The organism is Bartonella sp. MR63HLJHH, assembly GCF_042194155.1.
Taxonomy (GTDB): domain Bacteria; phylum Pseudomonadota; class Alphaproteobacteria; order Rhizobiales; family Rhizobiaceae; genus Bartonella; species Bartonella grahamii.
This window is the reverse complement of the sequence record NZ_JBHIMN010000005.1, coordinates 120,916-138,295: the sequence shown is the minus strand read 5'-3', so window position 1 is coordinate 138,295 and position 17,380 is coordinate 120,916. Positions and strand designations below refer to the sequence as shown.

The window sequence follows — 17,380 nt, the reverse complement described above, 5'->3', positions numbered from 1 at the left end:
CATTATGGGAAAGAAAAATTATCAGCTCGATCTTTTTGATGCCCATTTGATGGAAACCATGATTTTTTTATAAAACTTAACTTTCGTTTGCCTAAAAGGTGAGTGTTTTGTTGTGCCATATCATCGAGGCTCATTGGAGGCTGACGCATAATATTACTCCGCTCTTTATTCTCTGATTCTTGTATAAGTTTTTGAATAACTTGATCGGTTGAGTAAGGATTTTCATGAGAAAAGGCATAAAAATTTAAAATATTTTTCAATGGTTTTTCTAAATAAGAGGCAAGTTTTTTCTTTCCTTCAGAGGTGAAATGCATGCCATTATTGGTGCGTAATTTGGTTATTTTTCCATTAATATCATAGCCTGAAAAAGAAAAATTTCCTTCTTCATCACTAAAGCCGCTCCAGATATCGAGGAAATATCCTCCTGCTGTTTCTGTTTCTTGTTTGTAGAGCGCATTAAAAATTTTCATTTTTTGTGTCAAAAGGTCATTTCCAAAAGAAGGCTGACTTATCCATATCCATGATTTTCCAGAGGCATGAAGACTTTCAGCAATTTCGATAATTCTTTGTTTGTAGATGTGCATCCATTCTGATTGATCTGTGTTAATTGTGCTATAAGAGTCTGTGATTGGTTGATTATCATTTGCACCGATCATCATGATAATAACATCGGGGTTATTTTGATCAATGAGTTTAGAAATATTGCTTTGCCAAGAATAATAATCCGTTCGAACTAAGCCGGAAGCTGGCATTGCGTTGTTCATGATAACGATATCGCTATTATTTATAAAAAACTTCTTAAGTGCATCGGCAACAGCAGAAGCTGTAAAATCCCCTATGACAAGAATGCGCTTTGCATTCTCATTTTTTAGCTTTTGTATATTTTTTTGTGTTACGATCTTTTTTTGCGGCTTGTCTATTTTTTGTTCTATAATTTGCGGTGGTTGTTGCGTCTGTTTGTTATGTTGTGATAACCATTTGAAGAAGTTCGTTGCTTTACTTGGGGATGGCTGTATGAGCCCCACAATAGAAAGTGAAAATAGCAATAATGTCAAGTATATCAGGCGAACAGAAGACAAAACCTTAGTCTCCATTATTGTTTGCGCAGGAGAAAAAGCACTTGAGATGATGGATATCCATTTGCTTTTAGACCGTGACGTAGTTGAAAGGCTTTAATTGCTTTGCGAGAAGCTGTTCCGATTTTTCCATCAACATTCCCTTTATAATAGCCCAGTGCACTTAAGCGAGATTGCAGTTCTTTGCATTCTTGGAAAGTAAGAGGTTGAAAAGGTCTTTGCCAATCATGCACCAATCCAGGATGTCCAGCGATGCGATCAGCAAGAAGAGCAACAGCAAACGCATAACGATCTGCATTATTATAATGTTTCAGAACAAAGAAATTTTTTGTGACTAAAAATATAGGTCCTTTTGCTCCATCTGGATATTTTAATATTGCTTGTTCAGCTAATGTAGGAAGAGGATGCCCATTTGCGTGTTTTACACCTAATTTTTTCCATTGCTCAAAGGAATACCACCCTTCAGGAAGGTTTTTCCCCTGCGGCACTTTTACCTCTACTCCCCAAATAAGATTAGGTTGCCAGCCATTTTTGTGGAGAAGGTTAGCAGCAGTAGCCAGAGCATCTGGAACAGAGTTCCAGATATCACGCCGTCCATCCTGGTCCATATCAACTGCATAGGCGAGATAACTGCTTGGAATAAATTGTGTATGCCCCAATGCACCGGCCCAAGATCCAGTGAGTTGAGAGCGTTTAATTTCGCCACTTTGTAAAATTTTCATAGCAGCAATCAGCTGTGTATGTGCATATTTTGCACGTTTTTTATCAGCATAGGCTAGAGTTGCAAGAGAGCGAATGGTATCACGCATTACACTTTTATTGGCTAAAACTTTCCCATAGTTGCTTTCCATTGACCAAATAGCAAGCAGAATATTGCGGTCAACACCAAAACGTTTTTCAATTTGAAGAAGCCATTTGTTCCATTTTTGAGTTTGGCGCCGTCCTTCTACAATTGCAATATCATGGATACGATTATCGAAATAGTTCCATGAAGGAGCAACAAATTCTGGTTGGTATGCGGCGCTTTTTAGAACTTCTGGATCAATGGCATTAACACCTTTAAATGCCATATGAAACGTAGAAGGGGTAATATTGTGAGAAATAGCTATTTTTTTAAATTCTTTAATCCAGTGTTTAAATCCGCTATCAGCATATGAAAGGGATACAAAAAACATTAAAAAAGCAGAAAAAATAACGGCAGAGCCAGTGAGAAGAGTTCTCCAAGTTATTGACTTCTCTAAAAAAGAGAAAGTCTTCAATTCTGTTTTTTGCATTTTGAAATCCCCATTAATATTCAATTTATTAGATGTGCAATAACTTTATCTTGTATTTAGTTGAATCGATAATATGATCAAGAAGAGGAGAAAACTAAAATAAATAATTCATTTTAATCTTTGCAATAAATTCTCATATTCTCTTTTACATTTTTGATTGTCCATTATAATGATAATCAAAACAATAAGATATCTTTTTTACCATTTCGTAAAAACATATGTTAAATAAAACAAAAAATATATGAATTCATTGAGGAGGATGAGTGTGCGTAAAATCCGGAAAGCTGTATTTCCAGTAGCAGGTCTTGGTACGCGTTTTCTTCCTGCGACAAAAACAATTCCTAAAGAAATGCTAACAGTTGTTGATAAACCTGTTATTCAATATGTTGTGGATGAGGCGAGGGAGGCTGGTATTGAGCATTTTATTTTTGTGACTGGACGTAACAAAGCAGTCATTGAGGATTATTTTGATGCGCAAGTTGAATTATACACGACACTTGCTGAATGTGGAAAGAAAGAAGATCTTGCACATTTATACCGTTTACAGCCATTACCAGGGTCAACTTCTTTCACTCGGCAACAGCAACCTTTGGGATTAGGGCATGCTCTTTGGTGTGCGCGTGAATTAGTTGCAGGGGAACCTTTTGCTTTGTTATTACCCGATATGCTGATTCAAGCCAAAAAGGGATGTCTTTCTGAGATGATTCGTCTTTATGAAAAGGTGGGGGGGGGAAATATTATTGCAGTTCAGGAATGCGATCTTGAGGAAGCACATAAATACGGTATAGTTGGCAAAGGTAAACAGATTGCCAATGGTTTTAAAATCACAAAAATGGTAGAAAAACCAGTGCTAGGAACGGCACCATCAAATTTGTACATCAATGGACGTTATATTTTGCAGCCAGAAATTTTTAATATTCTTTCCACTCAAGAACGAGGAACAGGAAATGAAATTCAATTAACAGATGCTATGATACGGCTTTCAAATGAACAAGATTTTTGGGGGTTGCAAGTAGAAGGGCGCACTTTTGATTGCGGTTCTAAAGCTGGTTTTATTGAAGCCAACGTTGCATTTTCTTTGGCACGCGCTGATATGCACAGCCATGTTTCTGCCTCATTGAAAAATTTACTGGAAACCATTAATGTTGAAAAATAATATAGATCTCTCATTTAATTTTATTGATCGAATTTGATTATGATAACACCGTCTCCTCATATGGCTTTGCAAGGTGCTGTTGCATCAGCGCTTAAAACACTTGCCAGTGAAAAGCAGGGGCTTGAAGTCCTTGAAAAAGCTCTTCTGGGAAGTCTTTCTTCTTCTTTTGAAGCGGCTGTTCAAACTATTAGAAATGCTCGTGGACATGTGGTAATTACTGGTCTTGGGAAAAGTGGTCATATAGGGACAAAAATTGCAGCAACCCTAGCCTCAACTGGAACGCCTGCCTTTTTTGTTCACGCTGCAGAAGCCAATCATGGTGATCTTGGTATGATTGGATCTGATGATGTTATTCTTGCTTTATCATGGTCTGGTGAAACTCAAGAGTTAAGTGGTATTATCAGTTATGCGGCGCGTTTTCGTATCCCCCTTCTTGCGATGACATCAAGTGAGTGCTCTGTATTAGGACGACAAGCTGACATTGTTTTATTATTACCAAAGATAGAAGAGGCTTGCCCCCATGGGCTTGCTCCTACAACTTCAACAATTATGCAATTGGCAATGGGAGATGCATTAGCGGTTTCTCTTTTAGAAATGCGTGGTTTTACCGCAACGGATTTCAAAATATATCATCCTGGTGGTTCTCTTGGTGCAAGCCTTAAATACGTGTGTGATATTATGCACGAGGGTGATAATATTCCTTTGGTTATGCAGGGAACATCTATGATTGAAGCGATGAATGTTTTGGTGGAAAAGCATTTTGGTTGTGTTGGTGTTGTGAATCAAGAAGGCGAACTAATCGGAATTGTAACCGATGGCGATCTTGCACGTAACATGCATTTTAATTTATCAAAATTTAATGTTGACGAGGTGATGACCAAGGCTCCTAAAGTTGTAAAACCAAATACACTTGTTGGTGCAGCAACAGCTTTCATTAATGATCATCATATTGGTGCATTTTTCGTGGTTGAAGATAAAAAACCGATAGGAATTGTTCATTTTCATGATCTTTTGCGCATTGGCGCTGCCTAGATTAAAGTTTCCCTATCAAATAAAATGTTATTTTAGGTTAAAATAGATTGAATGATACAAAGTCACAGTTTTATTGTGAGGTGACTTTACTGATATTCTGTGGAAGAAAATGGTTATTTTACGCTGTTTAGAAAATTTTCAGGATAAAGATTATATTAGTCTCTTTGCGTATTTTAGAGAGGATTTTCTATCAGGAGGAGAAAGGATCGCCTCCTGCTTAATGTATGTGCCCCCTCTGTTCTTAAGAGAGGCTTCCCTTGTACGTTGTTTAAGATTTCCGCTTAAGGAAAAACTGTGCTCCTGTATGTGAGGTGCAGAGAAGTTGTGTGGCGTCATATGACATTGTACAATTGACTCTAGAAATTGTTCCACGGAGAATAGAGCGTATTTCAATTTCTATATTTTGGGCATTGAGATAATTATATGCCCCTTCTGATAGTTTTTCTTCTGTATCTGCTGCACGCGTTTCAAAAACACCATTGTGGAAAGAAGAAATAATACCATTCTCATCAACCCATTTTCCATCAATTCCAGTTGGCATATTTGAGTTATAATATTGCGAAAAGCTACAGGCACTTAACAGCAAGGTGGTAGTTGTAAGACATAAAATATGATAGGTATGTTTCATTTATTGCACTCTATTTAGATTATTTTGCTCTCTAGTTTTTATAACATTATTAAATTACTCCATGAGTCAATATGAAAAATTTGATGAAAATCAATGAAAAAGCAAAAAAATGGAAAAAAATGCCTTAATGTTGTATTTAATTAATAGCTTGATGAAGTTCGTAAGTGAAACACAAGAGGTGAAATATTTCTTATGGTTTACAACAATTTTTATATTAAGCTGCTGAGTAGTCTCAAAGGAGATTATTGACATTATGGTTGGTCCCATTCTTGTTGCGAGTGAAGATTATGGAAGACGTATAGAACTTTCTGCTATGCTGCGAGGTTTTGGTTATCGTGTCATTGAAGCAGAAAATGGTCTCCGTACGATTGATCTTTTACACAGGCGTAAAAACATTGTGCTTGCACTCCTTGATGTCGTTATGAGTGATTTGAGTGTGAGCGATTTGATTAAAATGATTAGAGTTGCTGGTGTTTCTGTTCCTATTGTCGTTATAGCACAACAAGAGAATCAGAATTTACTCCAGAAGGCTTTAACAGCTGGAGCTATTGATTATTGGATCCACCCAGTAACATTATTACGCGTAAGGGTTACTTTGGATATTCTTGCTCTTATTTCTGCCTTGGAGCATGAAGTTCGAGATATTCGGCGAAAAAAAGAGAATCATTTACGGTTTTCTGATCTTTGCATAAAAAGTAGAGCTATGCAGGTAGTGTTAGAACAATCGAGACAAGCAGCAACTTCTTTACAGAATCTTTTGATAGAGGGGGAAGTTGGAACAGGACGTGAGACATTAGCTCGGATTATTCATCATGAGGGATTATTCTCGGAAGGTGTTTTTATTCGCTTTCAATGTTCAGCCATCGTTGATCCAGAAGAAGAAAATCAGCAGTGGTTTAAAGAATTCCTACCATTGGTTTCTTCTCTTGAAAAAGGGACACTTTGCCTTTGTGATATTGATCGACTTGAGCCCATACAGCAAAAACGGTTTGCTCATTACCTTAAAGAAAGGGAAAGGGATACAAAAGGAGATTTTTTCCCTTTTCGGATCATTGCTATTTCAACATCGCGTTTAAAGGATTTGGTTAAAGAGAACTTTTTTTTGCATAGTTTGTTTGAACAATTTTCTCACTTGTCTATTAGCGTCCCTGCTTTACGAGAATTAAGGGATGATTTTCCAGAGATCACACAACGTTTGATTGATCGTATTATCACCGAAACAGGGCGGTCACATGTCCATGGTTTAGCAGGATCTGCTCTTTCCTTGCTTATGCAGTATGATTGGCCTGGTAATAAAAATGAGCTTGAAAACTTTTTATTTCGTGCGATTTTACTCAGTGAAGGACCGTTATTAACTGTTCGAGATTTTCCGCAATTAATGGGAAATCCATTAATGAATGTTCCCAATATCATTGAGGATAATATGCAAGAAGATAATGAACAAGAATCTATAAAATTTTTGAATACTGATGGGCATGTGCGTACTTTTGCAGAGATGGAACATGATATTATCGAGAAAGCGGTTAAACATTATAAAGGACATATGAGTGAGATTGCGCGCCGCCTTCATATTGGTCGCTCTACACTTTATAGAAAAATGGAAGAATTGCGAGCAATAAGAAATCAAGAAAGAAAGTAAAATTCATAACAAATCTCTCTTCATGACAAGTATGAGTTTCAAAAAAATAGAGTGGATTTTGATAAAGTCCGTGGGGGGCTTAAGAAAACAATCATTTATTGTAAAATTTATCTATAGAGGATGATTTTGTAGATTTAAATGAAATATAAATTTTATGTGACTATTTTAATCGTCTGTTTCAGTTTATACAATTTTAGTTGAGTTTACATTTATTAAAGCAGAGAAGCATTTTTAAAAACTTTTAAATACTACCGCTAAAATTTTTGTATCATTAATATTAAATTTATACTCTCTTAAGCAAGAGGTGGCATTTTATCTGCTACACGGTTAAGATAAAGTGATTAGTATTATCGTTTGCATTACTGATGATGCGATAGCTTAAAATAGAAAGTTTGTCCTCTTTGACTCTTTTACATATTGTTATTGGTTTTGTCCTCTTTTTTTTTATTGCATCTATGTTGGCAATCTACACCTATGGGCGTTTTATGAAAAATGCTAGGGGGCAATGTTCTTATGCGCTACCTATTCAGAAAGATGAAACTAAGCTTGATCGTATCATTAGTCAATTAGCTGAGGAAGAAAATGGATTGGGGATTGATAAAGATGCCCTTTCCCTCATTATCAGCAATTTGGATGCGTTTTGTGTTCGTGCAATAGGAGCTGCAGAGGCTGGGCGTAGCCTTGATCTGATGTATTATATTTGGGATGATGATTTAACAGGGCGTCTATTATTAAGTGAAATAGTTAAGGCAGCGGATCGGGGTGTTCGGGTACGGCTTCTTTTGGATGATATTAATGCTCAAGCACGTGATCCAGCTTATATTGCGCTAGATAAACATCCTCATATCGAGGTGAGAGTGTTTAATCCAGGACGATCGCGTAAAGGTGGATTACGCCGTGGTTTAGAGATTATATTACGGGCGATTACTGTTACACGTAGAATGCATAATAAAGCTTTTATTGTTGATGGTAGAATCGCTTTTGTAGGAGGACGTAATCTTGCAGATTCTTATTTTGATGCTGGTGAAGAATCCCATTTTCGAGATTTAGATTTGATGTTAATCGGACCTTCTGTTAAAAAGGTGGAAAGTATTTTTGATGATTTTTGGAATAGTGCTGTTGTTTTGCCAATTCATACTTTGGTTGTTCCTAAAAGCGCAAGTGATCTTAGCTATTGGAAGGATAAATTACAAAAATTTCGGGATTCCAAGGTTGCAAAAGTTTATTTAGATTATGTCAAAGAGCACATTAATTTTGATTGTTTTATTCAAACAGGAAGGCGGTTATTTTTAGCAGAAAAAGTTGTTGTTCTTTCTGACCCTCCAGAAAAAGCATTGCGTAAAAAAGCAAGCAATTGGCTTATGAAGGCACTTTCAAAGGTTATTGGAAATGCCCAAAAAACGGTTCAGATTACGTCACCTTATTTTGTTCCTGGTAAGGTTGGAACGCAGAATTTTAGTAATTTGGTTTCAAAGGGTGTTGATGTCAAAATTCTGACGAATTCTTTAGCAGCTACTGATGTAGCATTGGTGCATGGTGGTTATGTATCGTATCGTAAGGCGTTGTTGAAAAGTGGTGTTAAGCTTTATGAATTAAAAGCGGAGGGCAACACCCATGGGTTACGGTTGTTTCGATCGAGTAAGGCAAGTTTACATGCCAAAGCTTTTTTAATTGATCGTAAAACAGCTTTTATTGGATCTTTAAATTTTGATCCAAGATCAGCATCATTAAATACAGAAATGGGCATTCTTTTTGAATGTGCTCCTATTACAGCAAGATTAGATTTGTTGTTTTCTGAAGAAATCACAGGGGAAATGAGCTATCATCTGCGTCTTGGTAATAATAACCGTATTTATTGGGATTTTATTGAAAATGAAAAAAAATATAGCATTGACCATGAGCCAGAAAGCAGTTTTTGGCGTCGCGCATTTGCAAAAATAATAAGTTGGTTACCTATTGAATCACAATTGTAAATTTTTATAAACCAAAAAAAATATTTATTTTTCTTTTCATTTTGTTTGTAGCATGGCATAATTTTTTGCCAATCTACCATGTATGAGAACCGCAGTTGTATTTTAAAGCTCCTTGCGGTGTTTTATTATAAAAGGAATTTTGCTATGGCAAAGATTGTTGAAACGGGGACAGGTGCATTGGCACTGACTTTTGATGATGTACTTTTACAGCCCGGTCATTCTCTTGTTATGCCTAGTCAAGTGGATCTCAGTACGCGCATTGCAGCGGATATTAAGCTCAATTTGCCATTGCTTTCTGCTGCAATGGATACGGTAACAGAATCGCGTTTGGCAATTGCTATGGCTCAAGCTGGAGGTCTTGGGGTTATTCATCGTAATATGTCTCCTGCAGAACAGGCGGAAGAAGTCCGCCAAGTAAAAAAGTTTGAATCTGGTATGGTTGTTAATCCAGTCACAATTGGACCAGATGCAACACTTGAAGAAGCGAAATCTTTGATGCGCTCTCATGGCATTTCAGGTATTCCGGTTGTTGAAAATAGTGTTAAAGGTGAGACAGCGGGACGACTTGTTGGCATTTTGACCAATAGAGATGTCCGTTTCGCATCAGATCCAAAACAAAAAATTTATGAATTAATGACGCATGAAAATTTGATCACAGTGCGTGAAAATGTCCAACTTAATGAAGCAAAATATCTTTTACATCATCATCGTATTGAAAAATTATTAGTTGTGGATGAACAAAATCGTTGTGTCGGACTGATAACAGTTAAGGATATTGAAAAAGCAAAATTAAATCCAAATGCTGCTAAAGATTCTCAAGGGCGCTTGCGTGCTGCAGCGGCCAGTAGTGTTGGGAATGGAGGGATTGAGCGTGCTGAACGCCTCATAGACGCGGGTGTTGATGTGTTGGTCATTGATACAGCGCATGGACATTCTCAACATGTGCTAGAAACTGTTGAACGAATTAAAAAGATGGCTTCCTCTCCAGCTGTTATTGCTGGGAACGTAGCAACCGCTCAAGCAACGCAGGCATTGATTGACAGTGGTGCAGATGCGGTAAAAGTTGGTATTGGTCCTGGATCTATTTGCACAACGCGTATAGTTGCTGGTGTCGGTGTTCCTCAACTTGCAGCCATTATGAATGCCGCAGAAGTTGCTGAAAAAGCGGGCATTCCCATTATTGCAGATGGTGGAATCAAAGCATCAGGTGATTTTGCTAAAGCTTTAGCTGGTGGGGCTTGTGCAGCGATGATTGGATCTCTTTTAGCAGGTACAGAAGAAAGTCCTGGTGAAGTTTATCTTTATCAAGGTCGATCTTTTAAAGCCTATCGTGGTATGGGATCTGTTGGTGCTATGGCACGAGGATCGGCAGATCGCTATTTTCAAGATGATGTTCGTGATGAACTTAAGTTGGTTCCTGAAGGTGTGGAGGGGCAGGTGGCTTATAAAGGGCCTATAGCATCAGTTCTACATCAGCTTGCTGGTGGACTTCGTGCTTCAATGGGGTATGTTGGAGCAAAAGATCTCGTAGAGTTTCGTGAAAAAGCAATGTTTGTACGTATTACGAATGCGGGACTCCATGAAAGTCATACGCATGATGTTTCTATCACACGGGAGAGTCCAAACTATCGTGGGCCAGTTTAAAGATATTTAAAGATATAAGAGCATAATGTCATATCGCATAAATATAAAATCTTCCGAGAACAAGAGAGAGAGACTGCGCTTTTTTCTGTTTGTGATTTGGTGTAATAATCCCAAAAAGGAAAGAATTAGAGGTCAAAACTCTAATTCTTTCTGTTAAGACTATATGAAATAAGTTATATAAAATTAGAATTAACTTTTTGTAGTCTTCCGTCCTGTCTTTGACGCACGTTGGCGAGTGTTTGTCTGATCACTTTGGACGGATTTCTTTCCGTTGTTTGAGGGCATTGTGTTATGACGGCTTTTAGATGAAGTTGTTTTTCCATTATTATAAGTCATTATTTTCTCCTTTTAAATTGTCTGGCAGTTGCCAGTAGAGTAAAAACGGTCATGCCAAATAGTGGTTCCAAGCATTTTCTAAAAAGTTAATTTTTTGGTGAACGTAAGATGGACGTGTTTAATTTTATGAGAAGATTTTTTCTATTTTTTCAGATGGATAGCCCTAAAAAGATGGGAGATATTTGATTTTTTCTGTTATTCAGATAATCCTCGTAAATTTTATTTTACGCAATAATTAAGGAGTTTGTTTTTTCGTAATGCATGGCGGAAATAAGTTCTTTATGGATGGCTGCGTATCTTTTAGTATAAGAGGTAGAGGGATAAAAAGTGAATGGGCAGAAGATGAAAGGAAAAATCTAGATACTCTAATATTGGATCTTATAAAAAGTATGATCAGATCATTTTAATGTTGAATGTAAATTTTTAATGGTTTTGAGAAGGTTTTATTGGCAAGAAGAAGATAATATTATTTTTTTAGATGATTTAAGATTTTATTATTTTAATGGGAGAAATGAATGCGATTAGGTGGGCGTTTGCAAGCAGCAATAGATGTTCTCAAAGAGATAGAAATGAAGCATCGCCCAGTAGGAGAAGCTTTAAAGGATTGGGGGCTTTCTCATCGCTTTGCTGGAGCAGGTGATCGCGCAGCTATTGGCACAATCGTTTATGATGTTTTAAGACGACGCTATTCTTTACAATGGCGTATGGAGAGTGATGATATCCGAGATATCGTTTTTGGTGCCTTATTAGATTCTGGAAAAATGACGCTGGAGCAAATTGACGGTGAGTTAGCAGAAGATCGGTTTGCGCCGCAGTTATTAGGAGCTAAACAGCGTAAATCGTGGCAAGGTCAGCAATTAGTGGATGCTCCAGACTATATTCGTGGTGATATTCCGCAATGGTGTCAAGCGCATCTGCGTCCTTTATTTGGTGATAATTGGATCACTGAAGCGGCTGCGTTAGCAACGCGTCCTTCTTTAGACCTACGGGTAAATAACTTAAAGGCAACACCAGAAAAGGTGTTGAAAGAATTAGCAAAAACCAAACTTAAATCTTTGCCATGGTTTGAGCAAGCTTTGAGAATTGCACCGATTGAAAAGTTTAACCGTCATCCTAATGTTCAAGTGGAACCAGCTTTTCAAAAAGGACACTTTGAAATACAGGATTTAGGATCTCAAATTGTTGCTCACCTTGTGGAAGCGCGAGAAAGCATGCAGGTATTAGATTATTGCGCAGGTGCTGGGGGTAAAACATTAGCTTTAGCTTCCGATATGAACAATCGTGGGCAAATTTATGCTTATGATTCAGACAAAGCTCGTTTGGCTCCTATTTTTGATCGTCTTCGACGCGCTGGTGTTCGTAATGTACAAATACGAGTGCAAAGAGAAGAATTAAAACCATTAACAGGTCAGATGGATAGAGTTCTACTAGATGCACCATGTAGTGGGACAGGAACATGGCGTCGTCGTCCAGATGCGAAATGGCGTTTAACATTAGAACAGGTGAAACAACGCCAAACAGAACAGAGATCTATTTTGAATGAAGCGATAGCTTATCTTAAGCCAAATGGGCGCCTAGTCTATATTACCTGTTCTCTCTTTACAGATGAAAATGAGGAACAAATTTCCCGTTTCCTTCAACAACATTCTCATTTTGCTCCAATAGATATGCCAGCGCTTTGGCAGAAACATTTTAGTTTTTCTCCTGTGCAACCAGTTTTTTCAAATTATGGACTTACTTTGTCGCCGGCCACAACACAAACAGATGGGTTCTTTTTATCTGTGTTGCAAAAAAAACATTGATCCATATTTTTGCATTTTTTATCATAAATTTTACGAGAATAATCTTTTTCTTAAGAAAATAGGCTTGTGAAAAAAGAAAGATTGAATCATAACTCGCATGAGTTTTCTTTTACAATTGTTGATTGGTTTTCTATGAGCATATCACATCCAGACACGGTTCTTATTATTGACTTTGGTTCACAAGTTACACAACTTATTGCACGACGGGTACGAGCAATGGGGGTATATTGTGAAATTGCTCCTTTTCAATTGGCTTTAGAAGCTGTGCGCCGCATAAATCCTAAAGCTATTATTTTATCAGGGAGTCCTTATTCCGTTATTGATGAGGGCTCTCCGCGTGCTCCAATGGAAATTTTTGAGGCGGGTATTCCGATTCTGGGTATTTGCTATGGTGAACAAGTCATGTGTGTTCAGCTTGGAGGAAAGGTTGAAGCTGGACATGAGCGTGAATTTGGGCGTGCTTTTTTGGAAGTGCAAGAAGAGAGTGCTCTTTTTGATGGAGTGTGGGAAAAAGGTTCTCGTTATCAAGTATGGATGAGCCATGGTGACCGTGTGGCAGCTTTACCAGAAGGTTTTCGTGTCATAGGGACCTCAAACGGAGCTCCCTATGCGGCTATTGCTGATGAAAAAAGACATTTTTATGCAGTACAGTTTCATCCTGAAGTTATCCATACACCAGATGGTACAAAACTTTTGCAAAACTTTATTCATAAAATCTCTGCTATTAAAGGTGGTTGGTCAATGGCTTCTTATCGTGAGCAGGCAATTGCTACGATACGACAAAAAGTTGGGAAAAGTCGTGTGATTTGTGGTCTTTCAGGGGGGGTGGATTCATCTGTTGTAGCGGTACTCCTTCATGAAGCCATAGGAGATCAACTGACATGCATTTTGGTAGACCATGGGCTGATGCGCAAGAATGAAGCTGAAGAAGTTCTCACGCTCTTTCGTGATCATTATAACATAGAGCTTATTCACGTTAATGCTGCCGATATATTTCTTAATGCTTTAGAGGGTGAGACAGATCCAGAAAAAAAGCGCAAAACGATTGGTCGCCTTTTTATTGAAGTTTTTGAAGAAGAAACTAAAAAAATAGGAGGTGCAGAGTTCTTAGCACAAGGAACACTTTATCCAGATGTTATTGAGAGTGTGTCTGCTATTGGTAAAACGGTAACCATTAAAAGCCATCATAATGTGGGTGGGCTGCCAGAACAGATGAATATGCAACTTGTAGAACCGTTGCGTGAGCTCTTTAAGGATGAGGTTCGCTTGCTAGGGCGAGAGTTAGGATTACCAGAGCAGTTTATTGGTCGCCATCCTTTTCCAGGTCCAGGTCTTGCAATTCGCTGTCCAGGTACTGTGACCCGTGAAAAATTAGAAATTTTACGTGAAGCAGATGCTATTTATCTTGAGGAAATCCGTAAAGCCGGTCTTTATGACGAAATTTGGCAAGCTTTTGCTGTTCTTCTTCCTGTTCAAACTGTTGGCGTGATGGGGGATGGTCGCACTTATGAATTTGTTTGTGCTCTTCGTGCCGTCACATCTGTAGATGGAATGACTGCTGATTTTTATCCCTATGATATGGCGTTTTTAGGTAAGACGGCAGCACGTATTATTAACGAAGTTAGAGGGATTAATCGTGTTGTATATGATGTAACCTCAAAGCCTCCTAGTACTATTGAATGGGAATAATTAAAATGAAGGATAAGCCTTTATCTGGCAATCTGTACGCTAATATCGTTTAAAATTGAGAAGTGTGGAATTTTGCATGTCTGAGAAAAAAATTGTTGCACACCGTGGCGGAGCTCATCTTTATCCTGAAAATACTCTTTCGGCATTTAATAATGCTATAGCGTTAGGTGTTGATGAAGTTGAATGCGACGTTCATTTGCTGAAAAGCGGTGAAGTGGTTGTCTTTCACGACTTCCGTCTAGACCAATTGGTTGGAAAAAAGGGGTATATTCACGACATTGATAATGAAACACGCAAACAACTCTGCGTAAAAGGAAGCCAAGAAGCACCTCCCTTATTAGAAGAGGTGCTTGATCTTTTAGCACCAACGAATATTGCATTGCATCTTGAAATCAAGACATGTGGTGAAGTGGAGCGTGAAACAATATTATCCCAAAAAGCGCTTGCGCTAATAAAAAGCCGAAATTTATCAGAACGGGTTTCTGCAATTAGTTTTGATCCTTTGATCCTTCGTCCTTTTATTGAAGCAGGAATACCATCTGGTCCATGTGTTGATAATCTTGAAGGTGATATGTACCGTCATTTTTCTGTATGGAAGCAATTAGGTTATTCTGATCTAAGTTTAGATGGCTCCATTGTTTCACAGGACTTTATTGAATCAGCTCTTGAGGCTGGTTTTACTGTAGGGGTATGGACAATTAATGGAAAAGCTCGGTTATCACATTGGCTTGACATGCCTGTACATTATATTACGACAGATCAACCCGATCTCGCATTGCAATTGCGTGCACAAAGGTAAAAATACATCAATACAAAGGGAACTATATATCCTCATAAAGCTAGCGTAATGAAAGAAGAAAATTATCTAATATATAACAATAATACATTGATTTATAATGATAATTAATGGTTCATTCATATGAATAAGAGATCTTAATACGTAAGATTTTCTTATTTCAAATCTTTTTACAATGAATCAATCAAAATCATTCGTTTACACATTACAAGCAGGGTTGGTGTGTGGATAAAAAATTATTGAGAAAAGAATAAAAATATTCATTTAACGTATTTCAAATGCAAGACTTGTTGAAGCATTAGGGGCTCATATGATGGCATACAAAAAGTCTTATATAATTTAGTGGAGAGGCTTTATGGCTTATTTTATAGGAGCTATCATGAAATGTAGATGTATTGAAAGATTTTTTAACAGCATGGAAATTGGTAATACAATGTCATTTTGTTTTGCGTGAGGAGCGTGATCTCACTACAGGAAAGGAACTATTAAGCGTTTCAAAATGATTTTCGTAGTTTTAAGAAAAATTCTATTTGTCTCTTCGTTAAATTCAGTAGCAACATCGTGTTAAAGTTATAAGCCGAAAGTTATAAGACAAATAGCAAAAGAATAAATAATTCTTTTTAAAAAAAGTAAATCCAGATATTAGAATAGTCATTGAATGACATTTACGATCTATATCTTTTTACCAATTGACTTTGCTTATTTAAGCCATCTCACTTTTTTCAGATAGTTACAAACGCGTATCTCGTTAATACATAAGAAAGCTTATAAAAGAAAACGAATAAATTTAAACAAATTCATTTGACCTTTTGGTGGTTCCTGTTTAAATGAGAGAATATATTTCTGAAATAAAACTGTCATAGCATGTTCATGTGTAATACTATAAATTTAGGGGTAGTTTGTATTCCATCACTTCAGAAAGGGTGAGCCATGAGTCGTTTTTATCTTTCCATAGCGGCCACGGTTGCTATCATAATGTCTACAGCGGGAATAACAGCAAGTTTTGCGCAGACAAAAATCAGCTTTTGGCATTCTATGAGTGGTGAATTAGGAAAGCAAACTGAAAGTCTCATTAACGATTTTAATGCAAGTCAATCAGAGTATAAAGTTGTTCCTTCATTTCGCGGCGAATATGAAGAGGGGTTGATTTCACTCATTGCAGCATTTCGTGGAAAGAAACAACCAGTGCTTGCCCAAATTTATGACGTTGGTACTGGAACTATGATGGCTGCAAAAGGCGCAATCTATCCATTTTATCAACTTATGGCTGATACAAAACAAGAATTTGATCCTACAGATTATTTCCCTGCTATTAGTGGTTATTACTCCGATGAACAGGGACGTATCATCTCTATGCCATTTAATATTTCAACTCCCATTCTTTATTATAACAAAGATATCTTTAAAAAAGCAGGGCTTGATCCGGAACAGCCTCCTAAAACGTGGCAAGATATAGAAGACTTTTCCAAAAAAATTCTTGAGACTAAAGCGGCAACTTGCGGTTTTACGATGGCTTATGCTGCTCAATGGATTGGTATAGAAAATTTTTCAGCGTTGCATAATGTTCCTTTTGGAACGAAGGAAAATGGCTTTAAAGGACTTGATTCAGAACTTACATTTAATGGACCTTTACAAGTGCGTATGTGGACTGACCTGAAAAAGTGGTCTGATCAAGGTATTTTCCGTTATGGTGGTCCAGCAGGTGCATTGGATTCAACACCAATGTTTATGGCACAAAATTGTGCAATTTTTATGCAATCTTCAGGATCACATGCTGGAATTGTTTCGGAAGCTCAGTTTGATGTGGGAGTTGGTATGCTACCGTATTATAAGGATGCAGAAGGAACACCACAAAATTCAGTTATTGGGGGAGCTTCTATTTGGGCGTTTAAGGGACATACCCCAAAGGAATATGCAGGGGCAGCCGCTTTTCTTAAATTTCTTTCAAAAACAGAAAACCAAGCAAAATGGCATCAGGAAACAGGTTATCTTCCAACCACAAAAGCGACTTATGAATTGAGCAAAAAACAACATTTCTATGAAAAAACGCCAGGTGCGGATATAGCTATCAAACAGATTAATCTTAATCCACCAACAGTTAACTCGAAAGGGATAAGATTTGGTAATTTACCACAAATCCGTGCCATTCTTGATCAAGAGTTGGAAGCTGTTCTTAGTGGTTCAAAAACACCGAAAGATGGTTTAGATGAGACCGTTGAACGTGGAAATAAACTCTTGCGTGAATTTGAAAAATCTAATCATTAATCTCGTTTTATTGTTAAACATTAAAGACTCAACAAAAACAGTTGAGTTCTTTTTGTTTATCTTTTTAAAG

General features: G+C 37.4%; 13 protein-coding genes. 9 read left to right on the top strand and 4 right to left on the bottom strand.

Translation table 11 applies throughout. The features are described from left to right. Positions 1 to 2 precede the first annotated feature (2 nt). Entirely contained in the window at positions 3 to 1,079 is a 1,077-nt protein-coding gene (locus ACFIKQ_RS04825; RefSeq protein ID WP_375644650.1) for an SGNH family hydrolase, read from the bottom strand. Positions 1,080 to 1,093: 14 nt separating this feature from the next. After that, complete coding sequence (locus tag ACFIKQ_RS04820) at positions 1,094 to 2,350, bottom strand: lytic murein transglycosylase (RefSeq protein ID WP_375652619.1); 1,257 nt, start codon at positions 2,348 to 2,350, stop codon at positions 1,094 to 1,096. A 265-nt stretch (positions 2,351 to 2,615) separates the two neighbouring features. On the opposite strand from ACFIKQ_RS04820, the gene ACFIKQ_RS04815 reads away from it, so the two are divergent. After that, positions 2,616 to 3,506: a UTP--glucose-1-phosphate uridylyltransferase gene (locus ACFIKQ_RS04815; protein ID WP_375636020.1), complete on the top strand. Its 891-nt coding sequence runs from the start codon at positions 2,616 to 2,618 to the stop codon at positions 3,504 to 3,506. Positions 3,507 to 3,545: 39 nt separating this feature from the next. After that, on the top strand, positions 3,546 to 4,538 hold the full coding sequence (locus ACFIKQ_RS04810) for an SIS domain-containing protein (protein WP_375636019.1): 993 nt from the start codon (positions 3,546 to 3,548) through the stop codon (positions 4,536 to 4,538). Between the two features lie 268 nt (positions 4,539 to 4,806). Here the strand turns inward: ACFIKQ_RS04810 and ACFIKQ_RS04805 are convergent, their stop codons facing one another. Next, the gene (locus tag ACFIKQ_RS04805) at positions 4,807 to 5,166 is read right to left on the bottom strand and encodes a hypothetical protein (RefSeq protein ID WP_375636018.1); all 360 of its coding nucleotides are present in this window, start codon (positions 5,164 to 5,166) and stop codon (positions 4,807 to 4,809) included. A gap of 253 nt (positions 5,167 to 5,419) precedes the next feature. On the opposite strand from ACFIKQ_RS04805, the gene ACFIKQ_RS04800 reads away from it, so the two are divergent. The 3 genes from ACFIKQ_RS04800 (at position 5,420) to guaB (ending at position 10,422) form a co-directional block, all read left to right on the top strand. Then, the gene (locus ACFIKQ_RS04800; protein WP_375636017.1) at positions 5,420 to 6,805 is read left to right on the top strand and encodes a sigma-54-dependent transcriptional regulator; all 1,386 of its coding nucleotides are present in this window, start codon (positions 5,420 to 5,422) and stop codon (positions 6,803 to 6,805) included. 401 nt (positions 6,806 to 7,206) lie between these two features. Continuing rightward, positions 7,207 to 8,778 (top strand): phospholipase D family protein, encoded by a 1,572-nt coding sequence (locus tag ACFIKQ_RS04795; RefSeq protein ID WP_375644648.1) that lies wholly within the window; start codon positions 7,207 to 7,209, stop codon positions 8,776 to 8,778. Positions 8,779 to 8,922: 144 nt separating this feature from the next. After that, positions 8,923 to 10,422 carry an IMP dehydrogenase gene (gene guaB, locus ACFIKQ_RS04790; protein WP_375636015.1) on the top strand — a complete coding sequence of 500 codons (1,500 nt, stop codon included), beginning with the start codon at positions 8,923 to 8,925 and terminating at the stop codon, positions 10,420 to 10,422. A gap of 189 nt (positions 10,423 to 10,611) precedes the next feature. Here guaB and ACFIKQ_RS04785 read toward each other — a convergent pair whose 3' ends face one another. Continuing rightward, complete coding sequence (locus ACFIKQ_RS04785; protein WP_273722522.1) at positions 10,612 to 10,758, bottom strand: hypothetical protein; 147 nt, start codon at positions 10,756 to 10,758, stop codon at positions 10,612 to 10,614. A 515-nt stretch (positions 10,759 to 11,273) separates the two neighbouring features. Here ACFIKQ_RS04785 and ACFIKQ_RS04780 point away from each other — a divergent pair. The 4 genes from ACFIKQ_RS04780 (at position 11,274) to ugpB (ending at position 17,310) form a co-directional block, all read left to right on the top strand. After that, positions 11,274 to 12,560 carry an RsmB/NOP family class I SAM-dependent RNA methyltransferase gene (locus ACFIKQ_RS04780; protein WP_375647144.1) on the top strand — a complete coding sequence of 429 codons (1,287 nt, stop codon included), beginning with the start codon at positions 11,274 to 11,276 and terminating at the stop codon, positions 12,558 to 12,560. Positions 12,561 to 12,692: 132 nt separating this feature from the next. Beyond that, on the top strand, positions 12,693 to 14,249 hold the full coding sequence (gene guaA / locus ACFIKQ_RS04775) for a glutamine-hydrolyzing GMP synthase (RefSeq protein ID WP_208438601.1): 1,557 nt from the start codon (positions 12,693 to 12,695) through the stop codon (positions 14,247 to 14,249). A 76-nt stretch (positions 14,250 to 14,325) separates the two neighbouring features. Continuing rightward, the gene (locus tag ACFIKQ_RS04770) at positions 14,326 to 15,048 is read left to right on the top strand and encodes a glycerophosphodiester phosphodiesterase (RefSeq protein ID WP_375636013.1); all 723 of its coding nucleotides are present in this window, start codon (positions 14,326 to 14,328) and stop codon (positions 15,046 to 15,048) included. A gap of 927 nt (positions 15,049 to 15,975) precedes the next feature. Next, positions 15,976 to 17,310 (top strand): sn-glycerol-3-phosphate ABC transporter substrate-binding protein UgpB, encoded by a 1,335-nt coding sequence (gene ugpB / locus ACFIKQ_RS04765; RefSeq protein WP_375656059.1) that lies wholly within the window; start codon positions 15,976 to 15,978, stop codon positions 17,308 to 17,310. Positions 17,311 to 17,380 lie beyond the last annotated feature (70 nt).